At 69.2% G+C, this 24,697-nt stretch carries 1 protein-coding gene and 1 pseudogene (both running past the window's edge); both read left to right on the top strand.

All coding sequences use genetic code 11. The features are described 5' to 3' along the window. A protein-coding gene (locus ACFYO1_RS20225) for a non-ribosomal peptide synthase/polyketide synthase (protein ID WP_387233001.1) crosses the window boundary here: on the top strand, positions 1-13,124 show its 3' portion. Its footprint begins 4,579 nt before the window's first position; only the last 13,124 of its 17,703 coding nucleotides appear in the window; its start codon lies beyond the left edge, outside the window; its stop codon occupies positions 13,122-13,124. Then, positions 13,124-24,697 (top strand): annotated as a pseudogene (locus ACFYO1_RS20220) (non-ribosomal peptide synthase/polyketide synthase); its annotated part runs 13,602 nt beyond the window's last position; the annotation flags it as partial. The gene ACFYO1_RS20225 and the pseudogene ACFYO1_RS20220, both read left to right, overlap by 1 nt.

Genomic DNA, 24,697 nt, shown 5'->3' with positions numbered 1-24,697 from the left:
GATTTCTGCGGGCGTTCATCGATGACCCCGGCACCGCGGTGGGCGATCTGCCGTTGCTCGATGCCGCAGGCGCCCGCCGGGCCATCGACGGTGGTCGCGATACCAGGCAAGCCGGTGGCGGCACCTTGCTCATGGCCTTCGAAGCGCAGGCGCGGCGGACGCCGGACGCGATCGCGATTGTCGAGGGTGACCGTGCGCTGACGTACGCGGAATTCGCGGCGGACGTCAACCGGCTGGCGCGGGTCCTGATCGAGGCGGGGGTCGGGCCGGAAGCGCTTGTGGTGCTGGGTATGCGCCGGTCGGTCGAGCTGGTGATCGCGGCGTACGCGGTGTTGACCGCGGGCGGTGCGTATGTGCCGGTCGATCCGGATCAGCCGAGTGCGCGGATCGAGCACGTCCTCGCCTCGGCTCGTCCGGTCTGCGTGCTGACCCGATCCGTCGATGGGTGGGCGGGGGAGCGGGACGCCATCGTGGTCGATGCCCTCGACTACTCCGGGTATCCGGGTGTGCCGGTGACCGACGCGGATCGGCGAGCCCCGCTGCGACCGGCGAACACCGCCTACGTCATCTTCACGTCCGGGTCCACCGGGCGGCCGAAAGGCGTGGCGGTGCAGCACTCTTCGGCGGTGAACCAGATCACCTGGATCGCGGGCGAATACGGCATCGGGCCGCGCGACGTCGTGTTGTTCAAGACGCCCGCGACGTTCGATGTGTCGGTGTGGGAGTTGTTCGCGCCGCCGGCCACGGGCGCTCGGGTGGTGGTCGCGGAACACGACGGGCATCGGGATAGCGCCTATCTCGCGAAGGTCATTGCTACCCACGGGGTCACGATGACGTCGTTCGTGCCGTCGATGCTGACCGTGTTCGCCGCTGCCGCCCAGGCAACTGCGCTCCGGTCGCTGCGCACGGTGTTCGTGGCCGGTGAAGCGATGACCGGTGCGGCCGCCGCGGCCTTCGCGGCGGTCAGCCGCGCGAAGCTGTACAACCTGTACGGTCCGACGGAATTCACCGTGCATGCCACCCATGCGCCGGTCGACCCGGCGGCGCACGGGCCGGTGCCGATCGGTGGCCCGGTGCTGGGCAGCCATGTGCTGGTCCTCGACGCCCGGCTGCGTCCGGTGCCCGACAACGTGATCGGTGAGCTGTACCTGTCGGGTGTACAGGTGGCGCGCGGCTACCACGGGCGAGCGGACCTGAGTGCCGAACGGTTCGTGGCGAATCCGTACGGCCCCGCGGGGGTGCGTATGTATCGCACCGGAGATCTCGTTCGGCGGAACCGGACGGGTGCGCTGGAGTATCTGGGGCGCAGCGACTTCCAGGTGAAACTGCGTGGGCAACGGATCGAGCTGGGTGATATCGAGGCCGCGCTGCTGGCGCTGGCCGAGGTACGCGCGGCAGCGGTGCGGGTATTCGCCCATCCCGCAGGTGAATTGCTCGTTGCGTATGTGGTGACGGCGGTACCCGCACAGGCGCTCGAAGCGCGGCTGCGGGCTGTGCTGCCCTCGTACATGGTGCCGGCCGCGTACGTATCGCTGGCCGCGATGCCGTTGAGTGCCTCGGGCAAGCTGGATCGGCGGGCGCTGCCGGATCCGGTCATTGCCGCCAAGACCTTTCGACCGCCGGTCACGGCCACCGAGCGGGTCGTCGCCGAGATCTTCGGTCAGGTGCTCGGGCTCGATCAGGTGGGGTTGGACGACGACTTCTTTGGGCTCGGCGGGAATTCGCTGGTGGCCACGCAGATCGCGGCCCGGATCGCCGCGGAACTGAATGTCGACGCGCCGGTGCGGATGCTGTTCGAGTACCCGGTCGTCGGGCCGCTGGCGGCACACCTGGCCGTGTCGAGTCCGGTCAGAGCACGGCGCGAGCTGACGGCGGCGGCGCGTCCGGAGCACGTGCCGTTGTCCTACGCGCAGCAGCGGATGTGGTTCCTGCACCAGTTCGACGCAGGCTCGGTGGCGAACAACCTGGTGGCCGGGGTTCGACTGCGTGGCGTGCTCGAATACCCGGCATTGGCGGCGGCGGTCACCGACGTGTTCGCCAGGCATGAAGCGTTGCGCACCAGTTATCCGGCGGCCGAGGGCATTCCGCGCCAAGCGGTGTGGGCGGTCGACGAGATATCCGTCTTCCCGGAGCCCGAGCGGATCGATGCGACCGAGCTCGCGGGGCGGCTCGAGGCCGCGGCGGTGGCGCCTTTCCCGGTGGATCGGGAGCCGCCGGTGCGACTGACCTTGCTGCACACCGGTTCCGATGAGCACATGTTGATCGTCGCGATGCACCACATCGGTGCCGACGGCTGGTCCATCGCGGTCTTGACCCGGGATCTCATGCGGGCCTACGCGGCTCGCCGCGCCGGTGCGGAACCGGACTGGGCCCCGCTGCCGGTGCAGTACGCCGACTACACGTTGTGGCAGCGCGAGACATTGGGCTCCGAGGACGATCCAGAGTCATTGCTGGCCGCGCAGATTCGGTACTGGTCCACCGAGCTCGACGGATTGCCGGACGCGTTGACCCTGCCCGCCGATCGCCCACGCCCGGCGGTTGCCTCGGGGCGTGGCGCCCGGCATGCCTTCACCATCGACGCGGCGACGCACCGGGGGTTGCGGGAAATCGCCGAGTCCGCGAACGCCTCGCTGTTCATGGTGATGCACGCCGCCTTCGCGACGTTGCTGATGCGACTTGCCGGGCAGCAGGATATCGCGATCGGCACGCCGGTTGCCGGGCGCGGCGCGCGAGCGCTGGACGACCTGGTGGGCATGTTCGTCAACACTGTGGTGTTGCGTGCCCGGGTACGGCCGGAGCTGCCGTTCACGGCACTGCTCACTGCTGTTCGTGCTGACGACCTGGCCGCATTCGCGCACGCCGACGTCCCGTTCGAGCGACTGGTGGAGGTGCTGCGACCGCCACGGTCGGCGGCGCGGCACCCGCTGTTCCAGGTCATGCTCGACTTCCAGAACACCGCGCAGGAGTCCGTCGCGCTGGCCGGACTCGAAGCGACGCGGATCGAGATCGACACGAACACAGCGAAGTTCGACCTTCAGCTGACCGTGGCCGAAGCCGGCCGGGACGGCCTCGTCGCGGTGCTCGAGTACGCGACGGATCTGTTCGATGCGGCGACGGTCGCGCGGATCGCGACCCGCTTGCACCTTGTGCTCGACGCGGTCGTCGCGGACCCGATGACGGCGGTGGGGGATATCGATCTGCTGACCGCCGGCGAACGGGCATTGCTTAGCACCTGGAACGACACCGCGCATGCGGTGGATGGGTCGGCGACGTTGGTGTCGATGTTCGAGGCGCAGGTGGCTCGGACGCCGGATGCGATCGCGGTGACGTTCGAGGGGACGGGTCTGTCCTATGCCGAGTTCTCGGCGCGGGTGAATCGCCTTGCGCGGCATTTGATTTCGTTGGGTGTTGGTCCGGATTCGATGGTGGCGCTGGGTATGCGGCGTTCGATCGATCTGGTCGTGGGTATGTACGCGGTCAGTGTCGCCGGTGGTGCTTATGTGCCGTTGGATCCGGATCACCCTGCTGAGCGCACCCACTATGTGCTCGAGACGGCGCGACCGGTCTGTGTGCTGACCACCACGCGGGATGAGTTCGACGCGGGGACCACCCCAGCGGTGGAGATCGATCGCCTCGCGCTGTCGGATTACTCGGATTCGCTGGTGACCGATGCGGATCGTCGTGCGTCGTTGCGTCCGTCGAACACCGCGTATGTGATCTTCACTTCTGGTTCCACCGGCAGGCCGAAGGGTGTGGCGGTCAGCCACGGTGCGATTGTCAATCGCCTGGTGTGGATGCAGGCCGAGTACGAGCTGCAACCTACCGATGCGGTGCTACAGAAGACCCCCGCCACCTTCGATGTCTCGGTGTGGGAGTTCTTCTGGCCCTTACAGATCGGCGCCCGCCTGGTCGTCGCGAAGCCGGACGGCCATCGTGATCCGGCCTATCTCGCGGAAGCCATCAACCGTGAGCGAGTGACGGTCGCACATTTCGTGCCGTCGATGCTAGCGGTGTTCGTCGCGGATGACGCAGCGGTGCACTGTGATTCGTTACGCCTGGTGTTCGCCTCGGGCGAGGCGTTGCTGCCGAAGACCGCGCACCGGTTGCGTGAGCTGACCGGCGCGGTGTTGCACAATCTCTACGGACCGACCGAAGCCGCGGTCGACGTGACCTCGCACGAGGTCGCCGACCTGGATACGGATACGGTGCCCATCGGCGCGCCCGTATTCAACACCCAGGCGCACGTGCTGGATTCGCGCCTGCGTCCGGTGCCGATAGGCGTCGCGGGCGAGCTGTATCTGTCGGGCGCTCAGCTGGCTCGTGGCTATATCGGACGTCCGGACCTGACCAGTGACCGCTTCGTGGCGAACCCCTATTCCGCTGGTGCGCGGATGTATCGCACCGGCGACCTCGCCACCTGGACACCGGACGGGGAGCTGGCCTACCTGGGCCGCACCGACTTCCAGGTGAAGCTGCGCGGCCAGCGCATCGAACTCGGCGAGATCGAGAACACCCTCACCGGGCTGGCGGAAATCGCCCAGGCGGTCGTCGTGCTACGGGACGACAATGCGGCGGGCGCTCTGTTGGTTGCGTACCTTGTGGCAACGGCGAGTGCCGCCATCGATATCGACGAAGTGAAAGCCGTTCTGGCCGCGCGCCTTCCGGCGTACATGGTGCCGACCGCCTACGTCGTGCTGGGCGAACTGCCGGTCAATGCCTCCGGCAAGCTGGATCGAAACGCGCTGCCGGCACCGGCATTCGAGATCGCCGAGTTCCGCGCACCGGTCACTCCGGTGCAGCGACTCGTCGCGGGAATCTACGCCGATCTCCTCGGCGCAGAGCACGTCGGGCTGGACGACGACTTCTTCGCCCTCGGCGGCAACTCGCTGACCGCCACCCAGGTGGTGGCCCGGCTCGGCGCCGCCATGGACGCGGACCTGACCGTGCGCGCGTTGTTCGATGCGCCGACGGTAGCGGCGCTTGCCGTCCACGCCGAGGCACACCGCGGTTTCGGTGGCCGTGCGGCACTACAACCGCGACCCCGGCCTGCGCGGATCCCGCTCGCACCCGCGCAGCAGCGCATGTGGTTTCTCAACCGATTCCTGGCCGACGAGCAGGCCGGTCCCGGCGACGCCGTCGACAACATTCCCGTCGCGCTCCGCCTGACCGGGGTCCTCGATATCGCCGCACTGACCACCGCACTCGGCGATGTGGTGCAGCGCCACGAGACATTGCGCACCGTCTACCCCGACAGCCCCGACGGTCCCGGGCAAGTGATAATCCCGGCGGCAGCGGCGGTTCCGGATCTACCCGCCCAGCGGATCGCCGAGGAAGCCTTGGCCGAACGGCTCCGCACGCTGGCGGCCACCCCCTTCGATCTCACTCGCGAAACCCCGATGCGGGCAGCACTGTTCGCCCTCGCTGCCGAGGATCACGTGCTGGCTATCGTGCTGCACCACATTTCAGCGGACGGCTTCTCGCTGGCCCCCCTGGCCGATGATCTGATGACCGCTTACGCGGCCAGGCGGGCAGGCGTGCCCCCCGCGTGGGACGCGCTGCCGGTGCAGTACGCCGACTACACCCTGTGGCAGGCCGAATTCGCGCACCCGGACCGCCAGCTCGACTACTGGCAGCAGACCCTCGACGGCCTGCCCGAACAACTCGACCTGCCGGCCGACCGCCCGCGCCCTGCGGTGGCATCGCATCGCGGTGCCGCGCATCGGTTCCGGATCGACTCCGACTTGCACAGCGAGCTCGGCGAATTGGCCCGCAAACGCGAGACCACCCTGTTCAGCACCGTGCACGCCGCACTCGCCGTGCTGCTCGCCCGGCTCTCCGGCAGCGCGGACATCGCGATCGGCACCCCGGTGGCCGGTCGTAGCGTCGCCGAGCTGGACCGCCTGGTGGGTATGTTCGTCAACACCCTGGTACTGCGCACCCGGGTCGATTCCAGGACCCGATTCGAGACCTTGCTCGATACTGTCCGTGACCAGGACATCGATGCGTTGGCACAGGTGGACGTTCCGTTCGAACGCCTCGTAGAACTGCTCGCCCCGGCTCGTGCCCAGAGCCGCCACCCCCTGTTTCAGGTGGCGCTGACCTTCCAGAACTTCGCGCTGCCGCGGTTGGAGATGGCCGGACTGAGCGCGCGCCCCTGCGAATTCGACGCTGCCGCGGCCAAGTTCGATCTGCAATTCACGGTGGTCGAAGCGATCGACCGGAGTGGGCGGGCGGACGGTATGGACATCGAGATCACCTACGCCACCGATCTTTTCGATCCCGCGACGATCGAGGTGCTCGGCCGCCGCTTCGCTCAGGTGCTGGCCGCCATCGCGGCCGACCCGACCGTGGTGCTCGGCGACATCCAGTTGCTCAGTGCCGAGGAGCAGCATCGGGCGCTGTACGAATGGGCGAGTACCGGCGCGGATGCGGCCGTGGTCGGCACGGTCGCGGATCGTTTCGCGCAGGCCGCCGCGTCGTATCCGACGGCGGACGCGGTCCGGGCCGGGGCGCGCACGCTGACCTACGCGGAACTCGACGAGTGGTCCAATCGTTTGGCTCGGCGGCTCATCGCGGCCGGCGTCGGTCCGGAAACGCTGGTGGCGGTGGCGTTGCCACGGTCCGCGGAGTTGGTGGTGGCGCTGCTCGCCGTGGTCAAAGCGGGCGCCGGATATCTCCCGATCGATCCGAACTATCCCACCGATCGCATCGAGTACATCCTGGACGACGCCCGCCCGATCTGCGCGATCACCAGCGCCGCAGCCGGATTGGCGCGCGGCTGGTTCGGCGGGCCGGTGATCGATCTCGACGAGACGCCGTCGACGACCTTCGACGGCGCAGCCGTCACCGACTCCGACCGGCGCGCACCACTGCATCCCGCACAGGTCGCCTACGTCATCTACACCTCAGGTTCCACCGGCAAGCCCAAAGGCGTTGTCGTCCCGCATCACAACGTGCTGCGCCTGCTCGACAACACCCGGCGCCGGTTCGAGTTCGGCCCGTCGGATGTGTGGACGATGTTCCACTCCTATGCTTTCGACTTCTCGGTGTGGGAGCTGTGGGGTGCGCTGTTGCACGGCGGCACCCTCGTCGTGGTCGACTACTACACCTCCCGCTCGCCGCGGCAGTTCCGTGAACTGCTGATCGATGAGCGCGTCACCGTGCTCAATCAGACGCCGTCGGCGTTCTATCAGCTGATCGCCGCCGACCTCGAGGCGGAGGACGCCGCCGAATTCGCTTTGCGGCAGGTGATTTTCGGTGGCGAGGCGTTGGAGCCGCAGCGCCTGACCGGATGGTTCGACCGCCATCCGGACGGTCCGCGCCTGGTGAACATGTACGGCATCACCGAGACCACGGTGCACGTGTCCTACCGACCGATCACCGTGGATACCGGATCGACCAGCGTAATCGGCGGTGCGATACCGGGATTGGCGGTCCGGGTCCTGGACGACCGGCTGCGTCCGGTGCCGGTCGGAGTGCCCGGCGAAATCTATGTCTGCGGTGGGCAGCTCGCGCGCGGCTACCTCGGCCGCCCCGCACTGACCGCCAGCCGATTCGTCGCCGACCCCTACTCCGGCAACGGTGCGCCGGCCTACCGGTCCGGTGACCTCGCGCGCTGGACCGCCGACGGTGACCTGGAGTACCTCGGCCGCGCCGACCAGCAGGTGAATCTGCGCGGCTTCCGCGTCGAACTCGGCGAGATCGAGGCCGCACTCCTCGACGAGCCGGCGATTCGCGAGGTGGCGGTGGTCGTCCGCACCGATCTGGTCGACGAGCCACGCATCGTGGCCTACGCGGTGGCGGAAGCGGACCTCGATGTCGCCGGAGTGCGGCAAGCCCTCGCACATCGGCTGCCGGACCACATGGTGCCTGCCGCGATCGTCCCGGTGCGCCGAATCCCGCTGACAGTCAACGGAAAGCTCGATCGCGCCGCGTTACCCGCACCGGTCTTCGAGTCGACCGCCTACCGCCGCCCGGCCACCATGGCCGAGCAGATCGTGGCCACGGTCTTCGCCGAGGTGCTGGGCTCGAACGCCACGGTGGGCGCCGACGACGACTTCTTCGCCCTCGGCGGCAGCTCGCTGCTTGCGGCCAAGACGGTCGCGCGGATCGGTGCCGCGCTGGATCGAACGGTCGGCGTTCGCGCCCTGTTCGAAGCGCCGCGGGTCGCGGATCTGGCCGCCTTGGTGAGCGCCACCACCGGCCCGGCCCGGCCCGCGCTGGTGCCCGGTGCCCGCCCGGACGGGATCCCGCTGTCGCCCGCACAGCAGCGAATGTGGTTCCTCAACCGATTCGATCGAAAGTCCGTCGCCTACAACATCCCGCTTGCGCTCCGTCTGTCCGGTGAGCTGGATGTCGCGGCGTTGCGGGCGGCCGTCGGCGACCTGATCGGCCGGCACGAATCGCTGCGCACTCGCTATCCGGAGCGCAACGGCGCGCCGGTGCAGCTGATTCTGCCTGCCGCGCAGACGGTTCCATCGCTGTCGCCGGTCGATGTGGCCGAATCCGCGCTGCCGCGGCGGATCCGGGAACTCGCCGATACCGCCTTCGATGTCACCACCGAAGTGCCCGTGCGGATGCGCCTGTTCCGCATCAGCGACGCAAGCCGCGATGGCGGCGCGGCGCGAGGCGAGTTCGTCCTGGCCGCGGTCCTGCACCACATCGCCGCGGACGGCTCATCGGTCGCGCCGTTCGTCCGCGATCTGCTGGTCGCGTACACCGCACGCTTGGACGAGCGCGCGCCCGGCTGGCCGCCGCTCGCCGTACAGTACGCGGACTACGCGCTCTGGCAGCACGCGCTGCTCGGTGCCGACGACGACGTCGAATCGGTTGGTGCGCAGCAGCTCCGGTTCTGGTCGGACACGCTGTCCGGCTTGCCCGACCAGCTGACGCTGCCGACGGACCATCCCCGTCCCGCTCGCCAGAGCCTGCGCGGCCAGAAGGTCCGGTTCGCGGTCGACGCCCGGCTGCACACCGATCTCGTCGCACTCGGCCGCAGACACGGCGCGACGCTGTTCATGGTGATACACGCGGCCTTCGCGGCCCTGCTCGCGCGGTTGTCCGGGACCGGGGACATCGCCGTCGGCACGCCGATCGCGGGGCGCGGGATGGCCGAACTCGACGACGTCATCGGAATGTTCGTCAACACGCTGGTATTGCGTACCCGGGTCGAGGGCGATGCGCGGTTCGACGAGTTGCTGCGGCGCGTGCGGGCTGTGGATGTCGCGGCGTTCGCGCACGCGGACGTGCCGTTCGAGCGACTGGTCGAGGTACTCAACCCGACCCGGTCGACGGCGCGGCATCCGCTGTTCCAGGTCGGCTATTCGTTCCAGAATCACGAGCGCGGCACCTTCGAGCTGCCCGGCCTCGAGCTGCGGGAGCTCGAATTCGACAGCGAGGTGGCCCAATTCGACCTCCACCTGTTCGCCGTCGATCACTACGGCGCGGCCGGTACACCCGGGGGTATCGATCTGGCCCTCGGCTACGCGACCGACTTGTTCGAAGCCGAGACCGCCGAGCGGATCGTCGCGCAGTTGCACCGCCTGCTCGAATCCGTGGTGGCGCAGCCCGAAGTCCTCGTCGGCGATATCGATGTGCTCGGCGTCGAACGAAATCGGGTGCTGGACCAATGGAACGACACCTCGCATCCGGTCGAGCCGGTGACGCTGGCCGACCTGATCGATGCGCAGGTCGGGCGGACACCGCAGGCAGTGGCATTGATCGATGCGGTAACCGGGGACGAGCTCAGCTACGCGGAGTTCGACGCGCGCGTGAATCGTCTGGCACGCAAGCTGATCGCGGCCGGTGTCGGCCCGGAGACGACGACGGTGCTCGCGATGCGACGTTCGGCTCACCTGGTCGTCGCCATGTGTGCCGTGATCCGGGCCGGCGGTGCTTACGTTCCGATCGACCCCGACCACCCGGTGGATCGCATTGTCTACAGCGTAGATACCGCGGCTCCGGTGATGATCCTGACCACCGCGCGCGACGGCCTGCCGATCGAAACGTCCGTGCCCGCATGGGAGATCGACCGCCTCGATCTCACCGGCACGGCAGCCACCTCGATCGATGACGCGGCCCGCCTCCGCCCGCTGCGGCCCGGCCATCCGGCCTACGTGATCTTCACCTCCGGCTCGACCGGACGGCCGAAGGGCGTCGCGATCCCGCACTCGGCGGTGGTGAACCAACTCGGCTGGCTGACCGCCACTTTCGCGCAAGGCCCGGCGGACCGGGTGCTGCTGAAGACACCCGCCACCTTCGATCTTTCGGTCTGGGAGTTCTGGTCCCCGTTGGTGACCGGCGGCCGCCTGATCATCACCGAGCCGGGCGCGGACCGAGATCCGGACCGACTGCGCGAACTCATCGAACGGCACGGCGTCACGATTCTGCATGCGGTCCCCTCGCTGATCGGCATGCTGCTCTCGGCCGCTCCCGCGCCGCCCGCGTCCCTGCGTCAGGTGCTCGCCATCGGCGAGGCCTTGCCGCCGGCGACCGCGATCGAGTTCCGGCGGCGCACGTCGGCGCGGCTGTTCAATCTCTACGGTCCCACCGAGGCCGCCGTGTCGATCACGGCCTACGAGGTGAAGACCGACCCCGCGCACACGGTGCCGATCGGTGCACCCGCCTGGAACAGCCGGGCCTACGTGCTCGACGCGCGACTGCGGCCGGTCCCGGTGGGCGTCGCGGGTGAGCTGTATTTGGCCGGAGCGCAATTGGCTCGCGGTTACCAGCACCGACCCGGCCTGACCGCGGACCGGTTCGTGGCCGACCCGTACGCCGGCGGGCGGATGTACCGGACCGGCGACATCGTGCGCTGGCGTTCCGACGGCACTCTCGAATACCTGGAACGCGCCGACTTCCAGGTGCAGATCGGCGGATTCCGGATCGAACTCGGCGAGGTGGAGGCCGCGCTGCGCCGACTGCCCGGAGTGCGAGCCGCCGTCGCGGTGGCCAAGGAAGACGAGCGCGCCGGTGTGCGACTCATCGCGTATGCCGCTGTGCCGGAGATCGATTCGAACGGCCGCGGCGATCGGGCGGCCGAACTGCGCGACGTCCTCGCGGGTGAGCTGCCGGCATACATGGTTCCCGCCGTCGTCGTAGTACTGGAGGCGTTGCCACTCAACGCGAATGGAAAGGTCGACCGGGCCCGGCTGCCGGAACCGGTGTTCGCGGAGGTGGTCTTCCGCGCTCCGGCCACCGAGCTGGAGATGGTCGTCGCGGCGGCCTTCGGCGAGGTGATCGGCACCGGCACAGCAGGACTCGACGACCACTTCTTCGCCAAGGGCGGCAACTCGCTGATGGCCACGCGCCTGGCCGCTCGACTGAGCGCCGCGTTGAGCGTGCACGTGCCGGTCTCGGCGATATTCGAGGAACCGACGGTCGGGAGGCTCGCCGCGCACCTCACGACACTGGATGGCGCTCGCGCGCGACCAGCACTGGTGCGCCGGACCGATCCGGCGCCCGCGGCGTTGTCGCCCGCGCAGCAACGGATGTGGGTGGTCAACCGGATGGCACCGGATTCCGCGGCCTACAACATCCCGACCGCGCTGCGCCTCACGGGCGCGTTGAATCCGGCGGCGCTGAGATCGGCGATCGAGGACATCCGCGATCGGCACGATGTTCTGCGCACCCGGTATCCGGATACGGCTGACGGACCGGTGCAGGAGATTCTCCCGGTCACCGACCTGTCCTTCGACCTCACGCCGATATCGGTGGCGCAGGCCGAGGTAGCGGGACGCATCGCCGAATTCGTCGCCATCCCTTTCGATATCACGGCGGCGCCCCCGGTTCGCGCGGCACTGTTCGCGGTGGCCGCCGAGGAACACGTGCTCGTCGTGGTGCTGCACCACATCTGCGCCGACGGGTACTCCGTGGCGCCGATGACCCGGGACCTGGTGCGCGCCTATGTCGCTCGGTCGGCTGGCCAGGCGCCCGGCTGGACGCCCCTGCCGATCCAGTACGCGGACTACAGCGGCTGGCAGCACGAGCTCCTCGGCTCCGAGCAAGAGCCGAACAGTCTCGCCGCGAGCCAACTCGCCTACTGGAAGCGCGAATTGGGCGGCGCACCCGAGCTGCTCGCCCTGCCGGTCGACCGGCCTCGGCCCGCCCGTCGTGACACGCACGGCGCGACCATCGAATTCGACGTCGCCGCCGAACTCTGTCTGCGCCTGGACGAACTCGCACGTGACCACGACACGACGCTGTTCACCGTGCTGCACGCGGCATTCGCGGTCCTGCTCGCCAAACTCGCCGGAGCCACCGACATCACCATCGGCGTCCCGGTCGCCGGGCGCGGCGCTGACGAACTGGACGACCTGATCGGGATGTTCGTCAACACCGTGGTGCTGCGCACCGAGGTTGACCCGCGCGCCGGCTTCCGCGACCTGCTACGCCGAGCACGCGAGCGGGACCGGGCGGCGCTGTCGCACGCGGACGTCCCGTTCGAGCAGGTGGTGGCGGCGATCGGCCGCCCTCGGTCCAGCGCCTATCCGCCGTTGTTCCAGGTGCTGTTCACCTTCCAGGATGCGCCGGCCGGCCCGGTTTCCCTACCGGGCCTGGCGGTTGAGGCCCTCGACCTCGGTCTCGACGAGGCGAAGTTCGACCTGCAGCTCACCGCCGTCGAGTTGTTCGGCGCCGAGGGCGCCCGGACCGGCCTGAGCATGCGGTTCGGTTACGCGACAGACATTTTCGAAGCAGCGACCGTCCGCTCCTTCGCCGCACGGTTGATCCGGGTACTGACCGCGGTCGTCGCCGACCCCTCGATCGCGATCCGCGCGATCGACCTCCGCTCCGCGGCCGAACGGCAACCTCGGCCCGCCCCGGCGGATCTGCCCGCGCTCATCTCCGCCGCCGCGCACGCCGCGCCGGACGCCATCGCCGTCACCCACGGCGATCGGACGATCTCCTATCGCGAACTCGACGCGAAGCTGACTACCGTCGCGAAGGCCATGGGCGCAGCCGCCGAACCCGAAGCCCTGATCAATATCTCACTCGCCGGGTTGATCCCCGGCATTCTCGCCGCCCTCGGCGGCGGTGGTCTCGCGGCCTTGCTGCGGACCCTGCCCGTCGAGGCGCGGGTGCTCGCCGACTCGGCGTCGGTGGTCGATTCGGAAGGAAACAGCTGATGTACGGAGTCGACGACCTGCCCATGCTGATCGAGACCGTCGCCGGACTCGACCCGGAGCGCGTCGCATTGCGGCACGACGGCACGACCGTCACCTACGAGGCGCTCGCCAACGAGTTGGCGCTGCTGAGCGGGGCCATGGGCGACGGACTGGGTCCGGCGGCGCTGGTGCCGGTCGTGGTGTCGAGTCGGCTGCCCGCGCTGCTCGAATCGGCCGACGGGGCGCTGGGCACGGTGTTGACCGAGCTGCTGGACGACGCGCTGGCCGCGGCCCGGAGCGTGCTGTCCGTCGAGCTGCCGCCGGTCGAGACTCTGGTCAGCGAGTTCGAGCGGCAGGTGCGCAGCACTCCGGACGCGGTGGCGCTCGAATACGCCGGCGCGACCCTGACCTATGCCGAGTTCGACGGCAGGGCGAATGCGCTCGCGCACCACCTGATTTCGCTGGGCGTCGGCCCGGAAGCACTGGTGGGGTTGGCCGTTCATCGCTCGTTCGACCTCCTGATCGGCATGTTGGCGATCCTGAAGGCGGGCGGTGCCTATGTGCCGCTCGATCCCGGCCACCCCGCCGAGCGGATCGCCTACGTGCTCGAGGTCGCGCGCCCGGTGCTGGTGCTCACTACGACCCGCGACCGGCCGGAGTTGGGTGCGGTCGCGACCCTCGACATCGACGAATTCACCAGTACCACGAGCGAATCGCCCACCGCGTCCGCCGCGGGGCTGAGCGCGGACAACACCGCGTACGTCATCTTCACCTCCGGCTCGACCGGCCGTCCGAAGGGTGTAGCCGTCTCGCACCGGTCGATCCTGGCCAACCTGCACTGGCGGCAGCGCCGATACCGGCTGCGGGCCGATGATGTCGTCCTGCAGAAGACACCGTTCACCTTCGATGTGTCGGTGTGGGAGTTCTTCTGGCCGTTGCATATCGGCGCCCGGCTGGTCATCGCCGCGCCGGACGCGCATCGCAACCCCGCGGACCTCGCCCGGATCATCGTCGAAAGCCGGGTCACCGTCGCTCATTTCGTGCCGTCGATGCTGGCGGTGTTCGCCGGTGCGCCGGCTGCGGCCGCGGCGGCGGATGTACTGCGCTTGGTCTTCGCCTCCGGCGAGGCCCTTCCGGCGGCGACCGCCGCCGCGTTCCGCGATATCAGCGGCGCGACGCTGCACAACCTGTACGGACCCACCGAAGCCGCGGTCGATGTGACCGCACACGAGGTCACCGGCGCCGACGTGACCAGCGTGCCGATCGGGACACCCGCCGACGACACCGACCTGCTCGTGCTCGACGACAATCTGCGTCCGGTGCCCACCGGCGTGGTCGGCGAGCTCTACCTCGCCGGTGTGCAACTGGCGCGCGGCTACGTCGCCCGGCCCGGCTTGACGGCCGAGCGGTTCGTCGCCGGGCCGGACGGGCCGCCGGGGGAGCGCATCTACCGGACCGGCGATCTCGTGCGCTGGGTGGCCGGTCGCGACGGCGGACCGGATGAACTGGAGTATCTGGGCCGCAGCGACTTCCAGGTGAAGCTGCACGGTCTGCGGATCGAGCTGGGCGAGGTCGAGGCGGCACTGCTGCGGCACCCGGGGGTGCGGCAGGCGGCGGTTGTGCTGCACCGGCAGCACAGCGGCGATCATCTGGTCGGTTACGTGACCGGCAGCGGTGTCCTCGATTCGGCGGCGGTGCTGACCACGGTGCGGCGGGACCTGCCGGAGTACATGGTGCCGTCGCTGGTCACCGTGCTGGACGCGATGCCGCTGAACGTCAACGGCAAGCTGGACCGTCGTGCGCTGCCGGAGCCTGAATTCGGTTCCGGCACCGCGCTTTACCGCGCCCCGGAGACGGCCGCGGAGGCGGCGGTGGCCGAGATCTTCGCCGGCCTGCTCGGCCTCGACCGGATCGGCGTCGACGACGATTTCTTTGCCCTCGGCGGTAATTCGCTCATCGCCACGCGGGCCGTCGCTCGCATCTCGGCCGCGCTCGGCGTGACCATCGACGTCCGAGATTTCTTCGATCGGCCGACGGCGGGCGCGATCGCGGCATCGGCACAGCCCGGCGCCGATCGCCCTGCGCTGGTGGCCGGGCCACGGCCGGACCATATTCCGCTGTCGCCGCCGCAACGGCGCATGTGGTTCCTGAACCGATTCGGCACCGACGCGGAATCGGCCCGCGCCTTCGACACCACCGCAGTGGACAACATCCCGGTGGCTTTGCGGCTGCGCGGTGAGCTCGACGTTGCCGCACTCTCCGCGGCGATCACCGATCTCGTCGCGCGGCACGAAGTCCTGCGCACCGTCTACCCGCACACGGTGGCCGGTCCCGCACAGTTGATCCGCCGGGTGCACGCGGTGTTCGACCTGACACCGTCGGAGGTACCAGAGCACGAGCTGGCGGCCGCGGTTCTGCTGGCCGCGTCCCAGGGGTTCGATGTCGCCGAGGAGGTCCCGGTTCGCGTGCGCCTCCTGCGGTGTGGCACCGCGGATCACACGCTGGTGCTGGTCGTGCATCACATCGCCGCCGACGGCGTCTCGCTGGGTCCGCTGGTGCGTGACCTCGGTATCGCGTATGCCGCGCGCCGCGCCGGACGCGCCCCCGGCTGGGCCCCGCTCGCGGTGCAGTACGCGGACTACGCGCTCTGGCAGCAGCGCGTGCTGGGCGACGAGACCGACCCGGAGTCGGTGGCGACCCGCCAGCTGGCGTTCTGGCGGACCGAATTGGCCGACCTCCCCGCACAATTGGATCTGCCCGCCGATCGGCCGCGACCCGGGCACGCGTCCTACCGCGGCGCGACCCATGAGTTCCGGCTCGACGCTGAGCTGCGCGCGGCCATCGACGAGGTCGCTGCCCGCTGTCACGCGACACCGTTCATGGTCCTGCACGCCGCGCTGGCCGCGCTGCTGGCCCGGCTGTCGGGTACGACCGACATCGCGATCGGCACGCCGGTAGCGGGGCGCGGCGACGCCGCGCTGGACGACCTGGTCGGCATGTTCGTCAACACGCTCGTGCTGCGCACCGAGGTCAGCGGCGCGGCCACGTTCGCCGAACTGGTCGCGCATGCCCGCGAACGGGACCTCCGTGCGTTCGCGCACGCCGACCTTCCGTTCGAGCGTCTGGTCGAGGTGTTGAATCCGGCCCGATCCCAGGCCAGGCATCCGCTGTTCCAGGTGGCATTGTTCATGCAGAACCTAGGGCCGGTCCTTCCTGATCTGCCGGACCTGAGCACCGATCCGGTCGACTTCGATCCCGGCTTCGCCAAATTCGACCTGCAACTGACGATCTCGGAGTCCGGCCCGGCGTACCGCGCCGAATTCACCTACGCGACAGATCTGTTCGACGCGCCGACGGTACGCGGGTTCGCGGCCAAGCTGGTGCGATTGCTGCACGCGGCCGTGGCGGAGCCGCAGCTTCCGATCGGCGACATCACCCTGCTCGACGCGGGCGAATTCGACTATGTCACCGCGAGCTGGAATGCCAGCGGTCACAAGGTCCCCGACCGTTTCCTGCACGAGGGATTCGACAATCAGGTTCGGCGCACCCCGAATGCCATAGCCGTGAAAGCGGATTCGGTGCAGCTGACCTATACCGAGCTGTCCGATCAGGCCAACCGCATGGCCAGGATGCTCATCGATTCCGGCGTGGGCCCGGAATCGCTGGTGGTGCTGGCGATGCCACGCTCGATCGAGCTGGTCGTCGCCATGTACGCGGTGGCGCGGGCCGGCGGGGCGTATGTCCCGGTGGACCCCGCGCATCCGGCCGAGCGGATCGGGCACATTCTCGACACGGCGCGTCCGCACTCCGTACTGACCACGCGTGCCGCCGGATTTGTGCGTCCGGCAACGGTTCCCGTCACGGTAGCCGTGCTCCGCGTCGATGAACTGGAGCTGTCGGCGTACTCCGCCGCCAAGATCAGCGAGCGTGAGCGGCTCGCCACGTTGCATCCGGAACACTCCGCGTATGTCATTTTCACGTCCGGCTCGACCGGCAAACCCAAGGGCGTGTCGGTCAGTCACCGCGCCATCGCCAATCAGCTGGCCTGGATGCACGCCGAATATCGCCCGCGCACGGGCGATATCTACCTGCAGAAGACCGCAACCACCTTCGACGTGTCCGTCTGGGGATACTTCCTGCCGTTGCGCGCCGGCGCCACATTGCTGCTCGCCGCGCCCGACGGGCACCGCGATCCGCGCTACCTCGCGGAAACCATTGCGCACCATGGCGTCACGCTCACCGACTTCGTTCCCGCCATGCTTTCCGTCTTCGCGGCGCACGCCGCGTCCGGCGAACTCGACTCCCTCCGCGACGTTTTCGTCATCGGCGAGGCGCTTCCGCCGGAGACGGTGGCGGCGTTCCGAGCGGTGAGCGACGCCGGGCTGCACAACCTATACGGACCCACCGAGGCGGCGGTGTCGATCACCTACCGCGAGGTGACGACCGACGACACCGGCATCGTGCCGATCGGGGAGCCGGAGTGGAACTCCCAGGTATTCGTGCTGGACGACCGCATGCGGCCGGTGGCCATCGGCGTACCGGGCGAGCTGTACCTGGCCGGAAACCAGCTGGCGCGCGGCTATCACGGCCGGGTCGATCTGACCGCGGATCGCTTCGTCGCGAATCCCCTCGGGAACAGCGGCGAACGCATGTACCGCACCGGCGACCTGGTGCGGTGGAGCCACGACGGTGAGCTGGTCTACCTGGGCCGCACGGACTTCCAGGTGAAGTTCCGCGGCCAGCGCGTCGAACTCGCCGAGATCGAGACGGCGCTGCTGGCGTCGCCCGAAGTGGGCCAGGCCGCCGCGCGGCTGGTCACCGGTGCCTCCGGCGACTTCCTGGCGGGCTACGTGGTCCGAGCGCCAGGCACCGAGCTGGACCCGGCGGTACTCAAAGCGGCTGTGGCACAGCGACTTCCCGCCTACATGGTGCCGACGGCGCTCGTCGAGCTGACCGAGTTCCCGCTGGGGAGCAGCGGCAAGCTGAACCGTGCGGCATTGCCCGTTCCGGTGCCGGCGGTCGAGCGATTCCGCGCTCCGGTCGACGCGGCGCAGCGGTTGGTCGCCGCCGTATTCGCCGAGGTGCTGCACGTCGACCGGGTCGGTCTGGACGACGACTTCTTCGCGCTCGGTGGCAGTTCGCTGGACGCGACTCAGGTGACGGCGCGGGTGGGCGAGGCGATCGGCGTTCGAGTTCCCCTGCGCGCCTTGTTCGAAGCTCCCGCAGTGGAGGGGTTCTCGGCGGCCGTCGATGCGTTGAGCACCGCCGGGGCGCTCCGGCCGGCGCTGACGCGGCGGAATCGGCCGGAGCGCATTCCGCTGTCGCCCGCGCAGCAACGGTTGTGGTTCCTCAATCGCCTGGAGCATCAGGATGGTTCGTCCGGCGTCTACAACCTGCCGGTCGTGCTCCGGCTCACCGGCCGGCTCGATGTCGCCGCGCTGGAGCGTGCGGTCACCGATGTGCTGGTCCGGCACGAATCGTTGCGCACGCTGTACCCGGAGACCGAAACCAGCCCCTACCAACTGATTCTGGACGGTGCGGATATCGGTCTCGCGCTCACGCCGGTTCCGGTCGAGCGGTCTCAGGTCGGGTCGGCCGTCGCCGCGATCGCCGGCGCGGGATTCGACGTCACCACCGAACTACCCGCTCGGGTAGCGCTTTTGCTGGTGGACCGAGCCGAGGACGCCCGCGACGTCATCGGCGACGAGTACGTGCTCGTGTTCGTGGTGCACCACATCGCCGCCGACGCGCTGTCGATGCCGCCGCTGGTTGCCGATCTGGTGCGCGCCTATCTCGCCCGATCGACCGGCCACGCGCCGGATTGGGCGGAGCTGGCGGTGCAATACGCGGATTACAGCCTGTGGCACCGGGAATTGCTCGGCGAGCCGGACATCCCGGGTGATCCGGCCTATCAGCAGCTGCGGTTCTGGCGGGACGTGCTCGACGGCGCACCGGCACAGACCGGCTTGCCGACCGATCGTCCGCGACCGGCGGCGCCGTCGAATCACGGTTCCGCGGTGGACTTCACCATCGAGCCCGCGGTGGTCTCGGGTCTGCGCGCCATCGCGCAGCGCTGCGGCGCGACGTTGTTCATGGTGCTGCATGCCGCGTTCGCGGCGACGCTCGCCCGGCTGAGCGGCAGCGACGACATCGTGATCGGTTCGCCCATCAGCGGGCGCGGTGAACGCGAACTCGACGCGCTCATAGGGATGTTCGTCAACACGCTGACGCTGCGGACGCCCGTGGCCGCGGACTCCTCGTTCAGTGACCTGGTCCGACGCACACGGGATGCCGATCTGGCCGCGTTCGCCAACGCCGACCTGCCCTTCGAGCAGTTGGTCGACGCCATGGCGGTCGACCGCCGCACCGGCGCGCATCCGCTCTTCCAGGTGATGTTCAGCTTCGGTGCGGCTCAGCCGGCGCTGCGCGCCGGCGCGCTGGAGGTGCCGTGGCTCGCGATCGAGCCGGTCGAGGTCGAGGACGGTGGCGCGAAATTCGACCTGCACCTGGTGGTCAACGAGCAACCGGACGGCTCGACGCTCTCCAGCAGTCTGCGCTACGCCACCGATCTGTTCGACCCGGCGACCGCCGAATCGTTCGTGGCCCGTTTTCAGCGGATGCTCGACGCCGCGGCGGCGGACTCGGAGCAGAAGATCGGCGACGTCGAACTGCTCGCGGACACCGAACGTGAACTCGTACTGCGCCGGTGGAATGACACCACACAGGACATTGACGAGACATTCACTCTCGCTGCGCTATTCGCGGATCAGGTAGCTCGCACGCCCGAGGCCGTCGCGCTCATCTTCGAGGGCACGAGTCTGTCCTACGCCGAGCTTGCGGGCCGGGTGAATCGGCTGGCGCGCTGGCTCGTCGGGCAGGGAGCCGGCCCGGATTCGCTTGTCGCGCTGGGGATGCGGCGCTCGATCGACCTGGTCGTCGGCATGTACGCCGTCATCACCGCCGGCGGCGGCTATCTGCCGCTCGATCCGGACCACCCGGTCGAGCGCATCGAACACATCCTCGACACCGCCGCCCCGCTGTGCGTGCTCACCGCCGGCGCAGATCTGAATCTCGCGGTAGCGCAGCAGCGTATCGATCGACTCGACGTGTCCGGCTACTCGGACGCACCGCTGACCGATGCGGACCGGCGGGCGCCGCTGCGTCCCGCGAACATCGCGTACGTCCTGTTCACGTCCGGCTCGACCGGACGGCCGAAGGGTGTGGCGATGAGCCACGCGGGCATCGTGAACCGGCTTCGGTGGATGCAGTCCGCCTATGTCGCGCTCGACGCCGGCGATGTGCTGGTGCAGAAGACCCCCGCCACCTTCGACGTGTCGGTGCCGGAGTTCTTCTGGCCGTTGCAGGTCGGCGCGCGGCTGGTGCTCGCGAAGCCGGACGGTCATCAGGACCCCGCCTATCTCGGTGCGCTGATGCGCCGCGAGGGCGTCACCGCCGCGCACTTCGTGCCATCGATGCTGGCGGTGTTTGTCGCGGACGAGATCGAGGTGCCCACGCTGCGCGACGTGTTCTGTTCCGGAGAAGCCCTGCCGGCGATCACCGCGCAGCGGGCGCGCGAGCTGACCGGCGCCCGGGTGCACAACGGGTACGGGCCCACCGAGGCGGCGGTCGAGGTGACCTTCCATGAGGTCACCGACGCCGACACGCACACGGTGCCGATGGGTGCGCCGATCTGGAACACCCGGATGTATGTGCTCGACGCACGGCTGCGCCCCGTGCCGGTGGGCGTGCCGGGAGAGCTGTATCTGGCGGGGGCGCAGTTGGCTCGCGGCTATTGGGGCCGTGCGGATCTGACCGCGGACCGGTTCGTGGCCGACCTGTTCGATGCTGCGGGCGGCCGCATGTATCGCACCGGCGACCTCGTGGCCTGGACGCCGGCCGGTGAACTGGAGTTCCTGGGCCGCACCGACTTCCAAGTGAAGATCCGCGGGCTGCGGATCGAGCTCGGCGAGATCGAATCGGCGCTGCTGTCCCTGCCCGCCGTCGCCCAAGCCGTGGTGCTGGTTCGAGACGACCACTCGAATGGTGATCAACTGGTGGCCTACCTGGTGGCGGAGGGCGCGCTCGACAGCGATCGGCTACGTGCCGAATTGGCGAAGCGACTACCGGGTTACCTGGTGCCGCACGCCTTCGTGCTGCTCGACCGGCTTCCGGTCAATGCCTCCGGCAAGCTGGATCGAAAGGCATTGCCCGCACCGGTCTTCGCGCCCACCGAGTACGAGGAACCGGCCGGGGTCGCGGAATCCCTTGTCGCCGAGACATTTACCGCGCTGCTCGGCGCCGATCGCGTCGGCGCCGGCGATGACTTCTTCGCCCTCGGCGGAAACTCGCTGATCGCCACCCAACTCGCCGCCCGCCTCGGGAAGGCGACGGGCACCGCCGTTGCGGTGCGCACGATCTTCGACGCACCCACCGTGCGTGAATTGGCGCGCCGGCTCACCGTCGGCCGATCGGCGGACGGCGAACCCACTGTCCTGCCGCCGCTCACGGCGCAGGAACGTCCCGACCCGATTCCGCTGTCGATCGCCCAGCAGCGCATGTGGTTCCTCAACCGATTCGACACCACCGGCAGCGGCTACAACATTCCCTTCGCGCTGCGGCTCACCGGCGCCCTCAACGTCGCGGCCCTGGAGGCGGCGATCGCCGACGTGATCGCCCGGCACGAGACGCTGCGCACGATCTATCCCGAACAAGACGGTGCCGCAACCCAGGTGGTGCTGCCGGCGGAGACGAAGCTGGTCGACCTGGTGGCCCGCCCGGTGCACCCCGCCGAGCTACCCGACCTGATCGGCGCCGCGGCGGCGAGCGGGTTCGACGTCACCGCCGCGGTGCCGCTGCGAGTTCGCCTGCTGTGCTTGGACAATGGCGAATCTCCCGGGCTGCCGGGCGGCCGGGTACACGTCTTGCTGTTCGTCGTCCATCACATCGCCGCCGACGGCTGGTCCTTCGCGCCGTTGACCCGCGATCTGGCCGCGGCGTATGTCGCGCGCTGCGCGGACACGGCGCCGGCGTGGAGTCCGCTTCCGGTGCAGTACGCCGACTTCGCGGTCTGGCAGCGGACGGTGCTCGGCTCGATCGACGACCGGCGCTCTGTGCTGTCGCGTCAGCTGGACTACTGGACGGGCCGGCTCGCGGGCATCCCCGAGGTGCTGCCCTTGCCGTCGGACCGGCCGCGGCCCGCGGTCGCCACCAATCGCGGTGCCGCCGTCATCGATTGCCTGGATCCCGCTCTGCACCAGGGGATTCGAGATTTGGCCGAGGCACACCGCGTGACGCCGTTCATGGTGCTGCACGCCGCGCTGTCGGTGGTGCTCAGTCGCTTCGCCGCGACCACCGACATCGTGATCGGTGCTCCCGTCGCGGGTCGCGGTGACGCCGCCCTCGACGAACTCGTAGGCATGTTCGTCAACACCCTCGTGCTGCGCACCGAGATTCGACCGGACGCGACTCTGGCCGAGCTGCTGGCCGCCGTACGCGCGGCCGACCTCGCCGCCTTCGACCATGCGATGGTGCCGTTCGAGCAACTCGTCGACGCGCTGAATCCCGTTCGTTCGCAAGCGCACTCACCGCTCTACCAGGTCGCGCTGACCTTGCAGAACCAGGCCGACCCCGACTTCCAGCTGCACCGGCTGACCATCGCCGCACTCGAGGTCGGCCCGGCGCCGATCCACCTGGACCTGGACTGGACGCTGACCGATCGCTACGACGCGAACGGCGCGCCCGCGGGCATCGATGTTCACCTGCACTACGCACTCGACCTGTTCGACGAGCAGACCGTGCGGGACTACCTCGCCGCCTTCGAACGCGTGCTGCGTGCGCTGGTACGCGACCCGCGAACGCTGGTCGCGAATGTCGACCTGATGTCGAGTGCCGAACGCGGCCTGCTGCTGTGCGATCGCAACGCCACCGCCCGGGCGCTGTCGCCGGAGACGCTCGACGATCTGCTCACCACCCGGGTCCGGGCGAGCGGCGACGAGATCGGCGTGTATTTCGAGGACGCCGCGGTGACCTATGCCGAACTCGAGTCCCGGGTCAATCGCCTTGCCCGCTGGCTCATTTCGGCAGGCGTCGGCCCGGAGACGATCGTCGGCCTCGCGACCCTGCGCTCGGTCGACATGCTCGTGACGATGTTCGCGATCGTGCGGGCGGGCGGCGCGTACCTGCCGATCGATCCCGCACACCCCGCCGATCGCATCGCACAGGTCATCGACAGCGCGGCACCGGCATTGGTGCTGACGGCGGGCGGCGCCGAGCTGCCGGAGCTCGACGGGGTGCGCGTCGTCGACCTCGCGGAGCTTCCGCTCGGCGAATTCTCGGCCGCTCCGGTCACCGACGCGCAGCGGAGAATGCCGCTGCGCCAGGACAATACGGCCTACGTGCTGTTCACCTCGGGATCCACGGGCCGCCCGAAGGGCGTCGCCGTCACCCACCGCGCCATCATGAATCAGCTGCGCTGGCTGGAATTCCGCTACGAGGTGACTGCCGCCGACCGGATCCTGCAACGCGCCCCGCTGACCTTCGACGTGTCGGTCTGGGAATGCTTCCTGCCGATCGCCGTCGGGGCCCCGCTGGTAATCGCCCGTCCCAGTGGGCATCTCGACCTGGCCTACCTCGCCGGCCTGCTCCGCACGTACGGCATCACCATCGCCGAATACGTTCCGTCGGTGCTCGCCGCGCTGATCGGCGAGGGGATGGGCGACGCGTTGCGCTCACTCCGGCACCTGCACTGCGGCGGCGAGGCGCTTACCCCGGATCTGCTCGCGGAGCTCCGATCCATCCTCGGCGGTGCGGTGCACAACGCCTACGGGCCGACCGAGGCGGCGATCTCGGCCGTCTTCCACGAGTTCGCCGACGCCGATGCCGAATCCGGCCTGGACGTGGCCATCGGCCGACCATGCTGGAACACCCGCGCGTACGTGCTGGACGCCCGGCTGCGACCGGTGCCGATCGGGGTCACCGGTGAGCTGTACCTCGCGGGTGACCAACTGGCGCGCGGGTACCAGGGGCGGCCCGGACTGACCGCGGAACGGTTCATCGCCGACCCGTTCGGCGTGCCGGGGCGGCTGATGTACCGCACCGGTGATCTGGTGCGCTGGAACCGCAACGGTGACCTGGTGTATCTGGGGCGCAACGATTTCCAGATCAAGCTGCGCGGCCAGCGGATCGAGCTGGGCGAGATCGAGGCCGCCCTGGCCGGGACGGCGGGCGTCGCGAACGCCGCCGTGCTGCTCGCCCGGGACACGGCCGGATACGAATGCCTGGTCGGATATGCCACCGGCGCCGAGTTGAAGCCCGAAGCGGTGCTCGACGACCTGCGGGATCGGCTGCCCGCGTACATGGTTCCCGCGCATCTGGTCATCCTCGACGAGATGCCGCTGACCACCGTCGGCAAACTCGACCGCACCGCGTTGCCCGCCGTCGAATTCGCCGGCATGACAACGGGATTCCGCGCGCCACGCGAGGGCGTCGAATCGGTGCTCGCCGCCCTGATCACGGATCTGGTCGGGATAACCGGCAACCTGGTCGGTGCGGACGACGATTTCTTCGCTCGCGGCGGCAATTCGTTGCTCGCCATG

It is taken from the genome of Nocardia sp. NPDC006044, assembly GCF_042871115.1.
GTDB lineage: Bacteria > Actinomycetota > Actinomycetes > Mycobacteriales > Mycobacteriaceae > Nocardia.
Note: the sequence above shows the minus strand (reverse complement) of the source record. Positions and strands in the feature narration are given on the sequence as shown.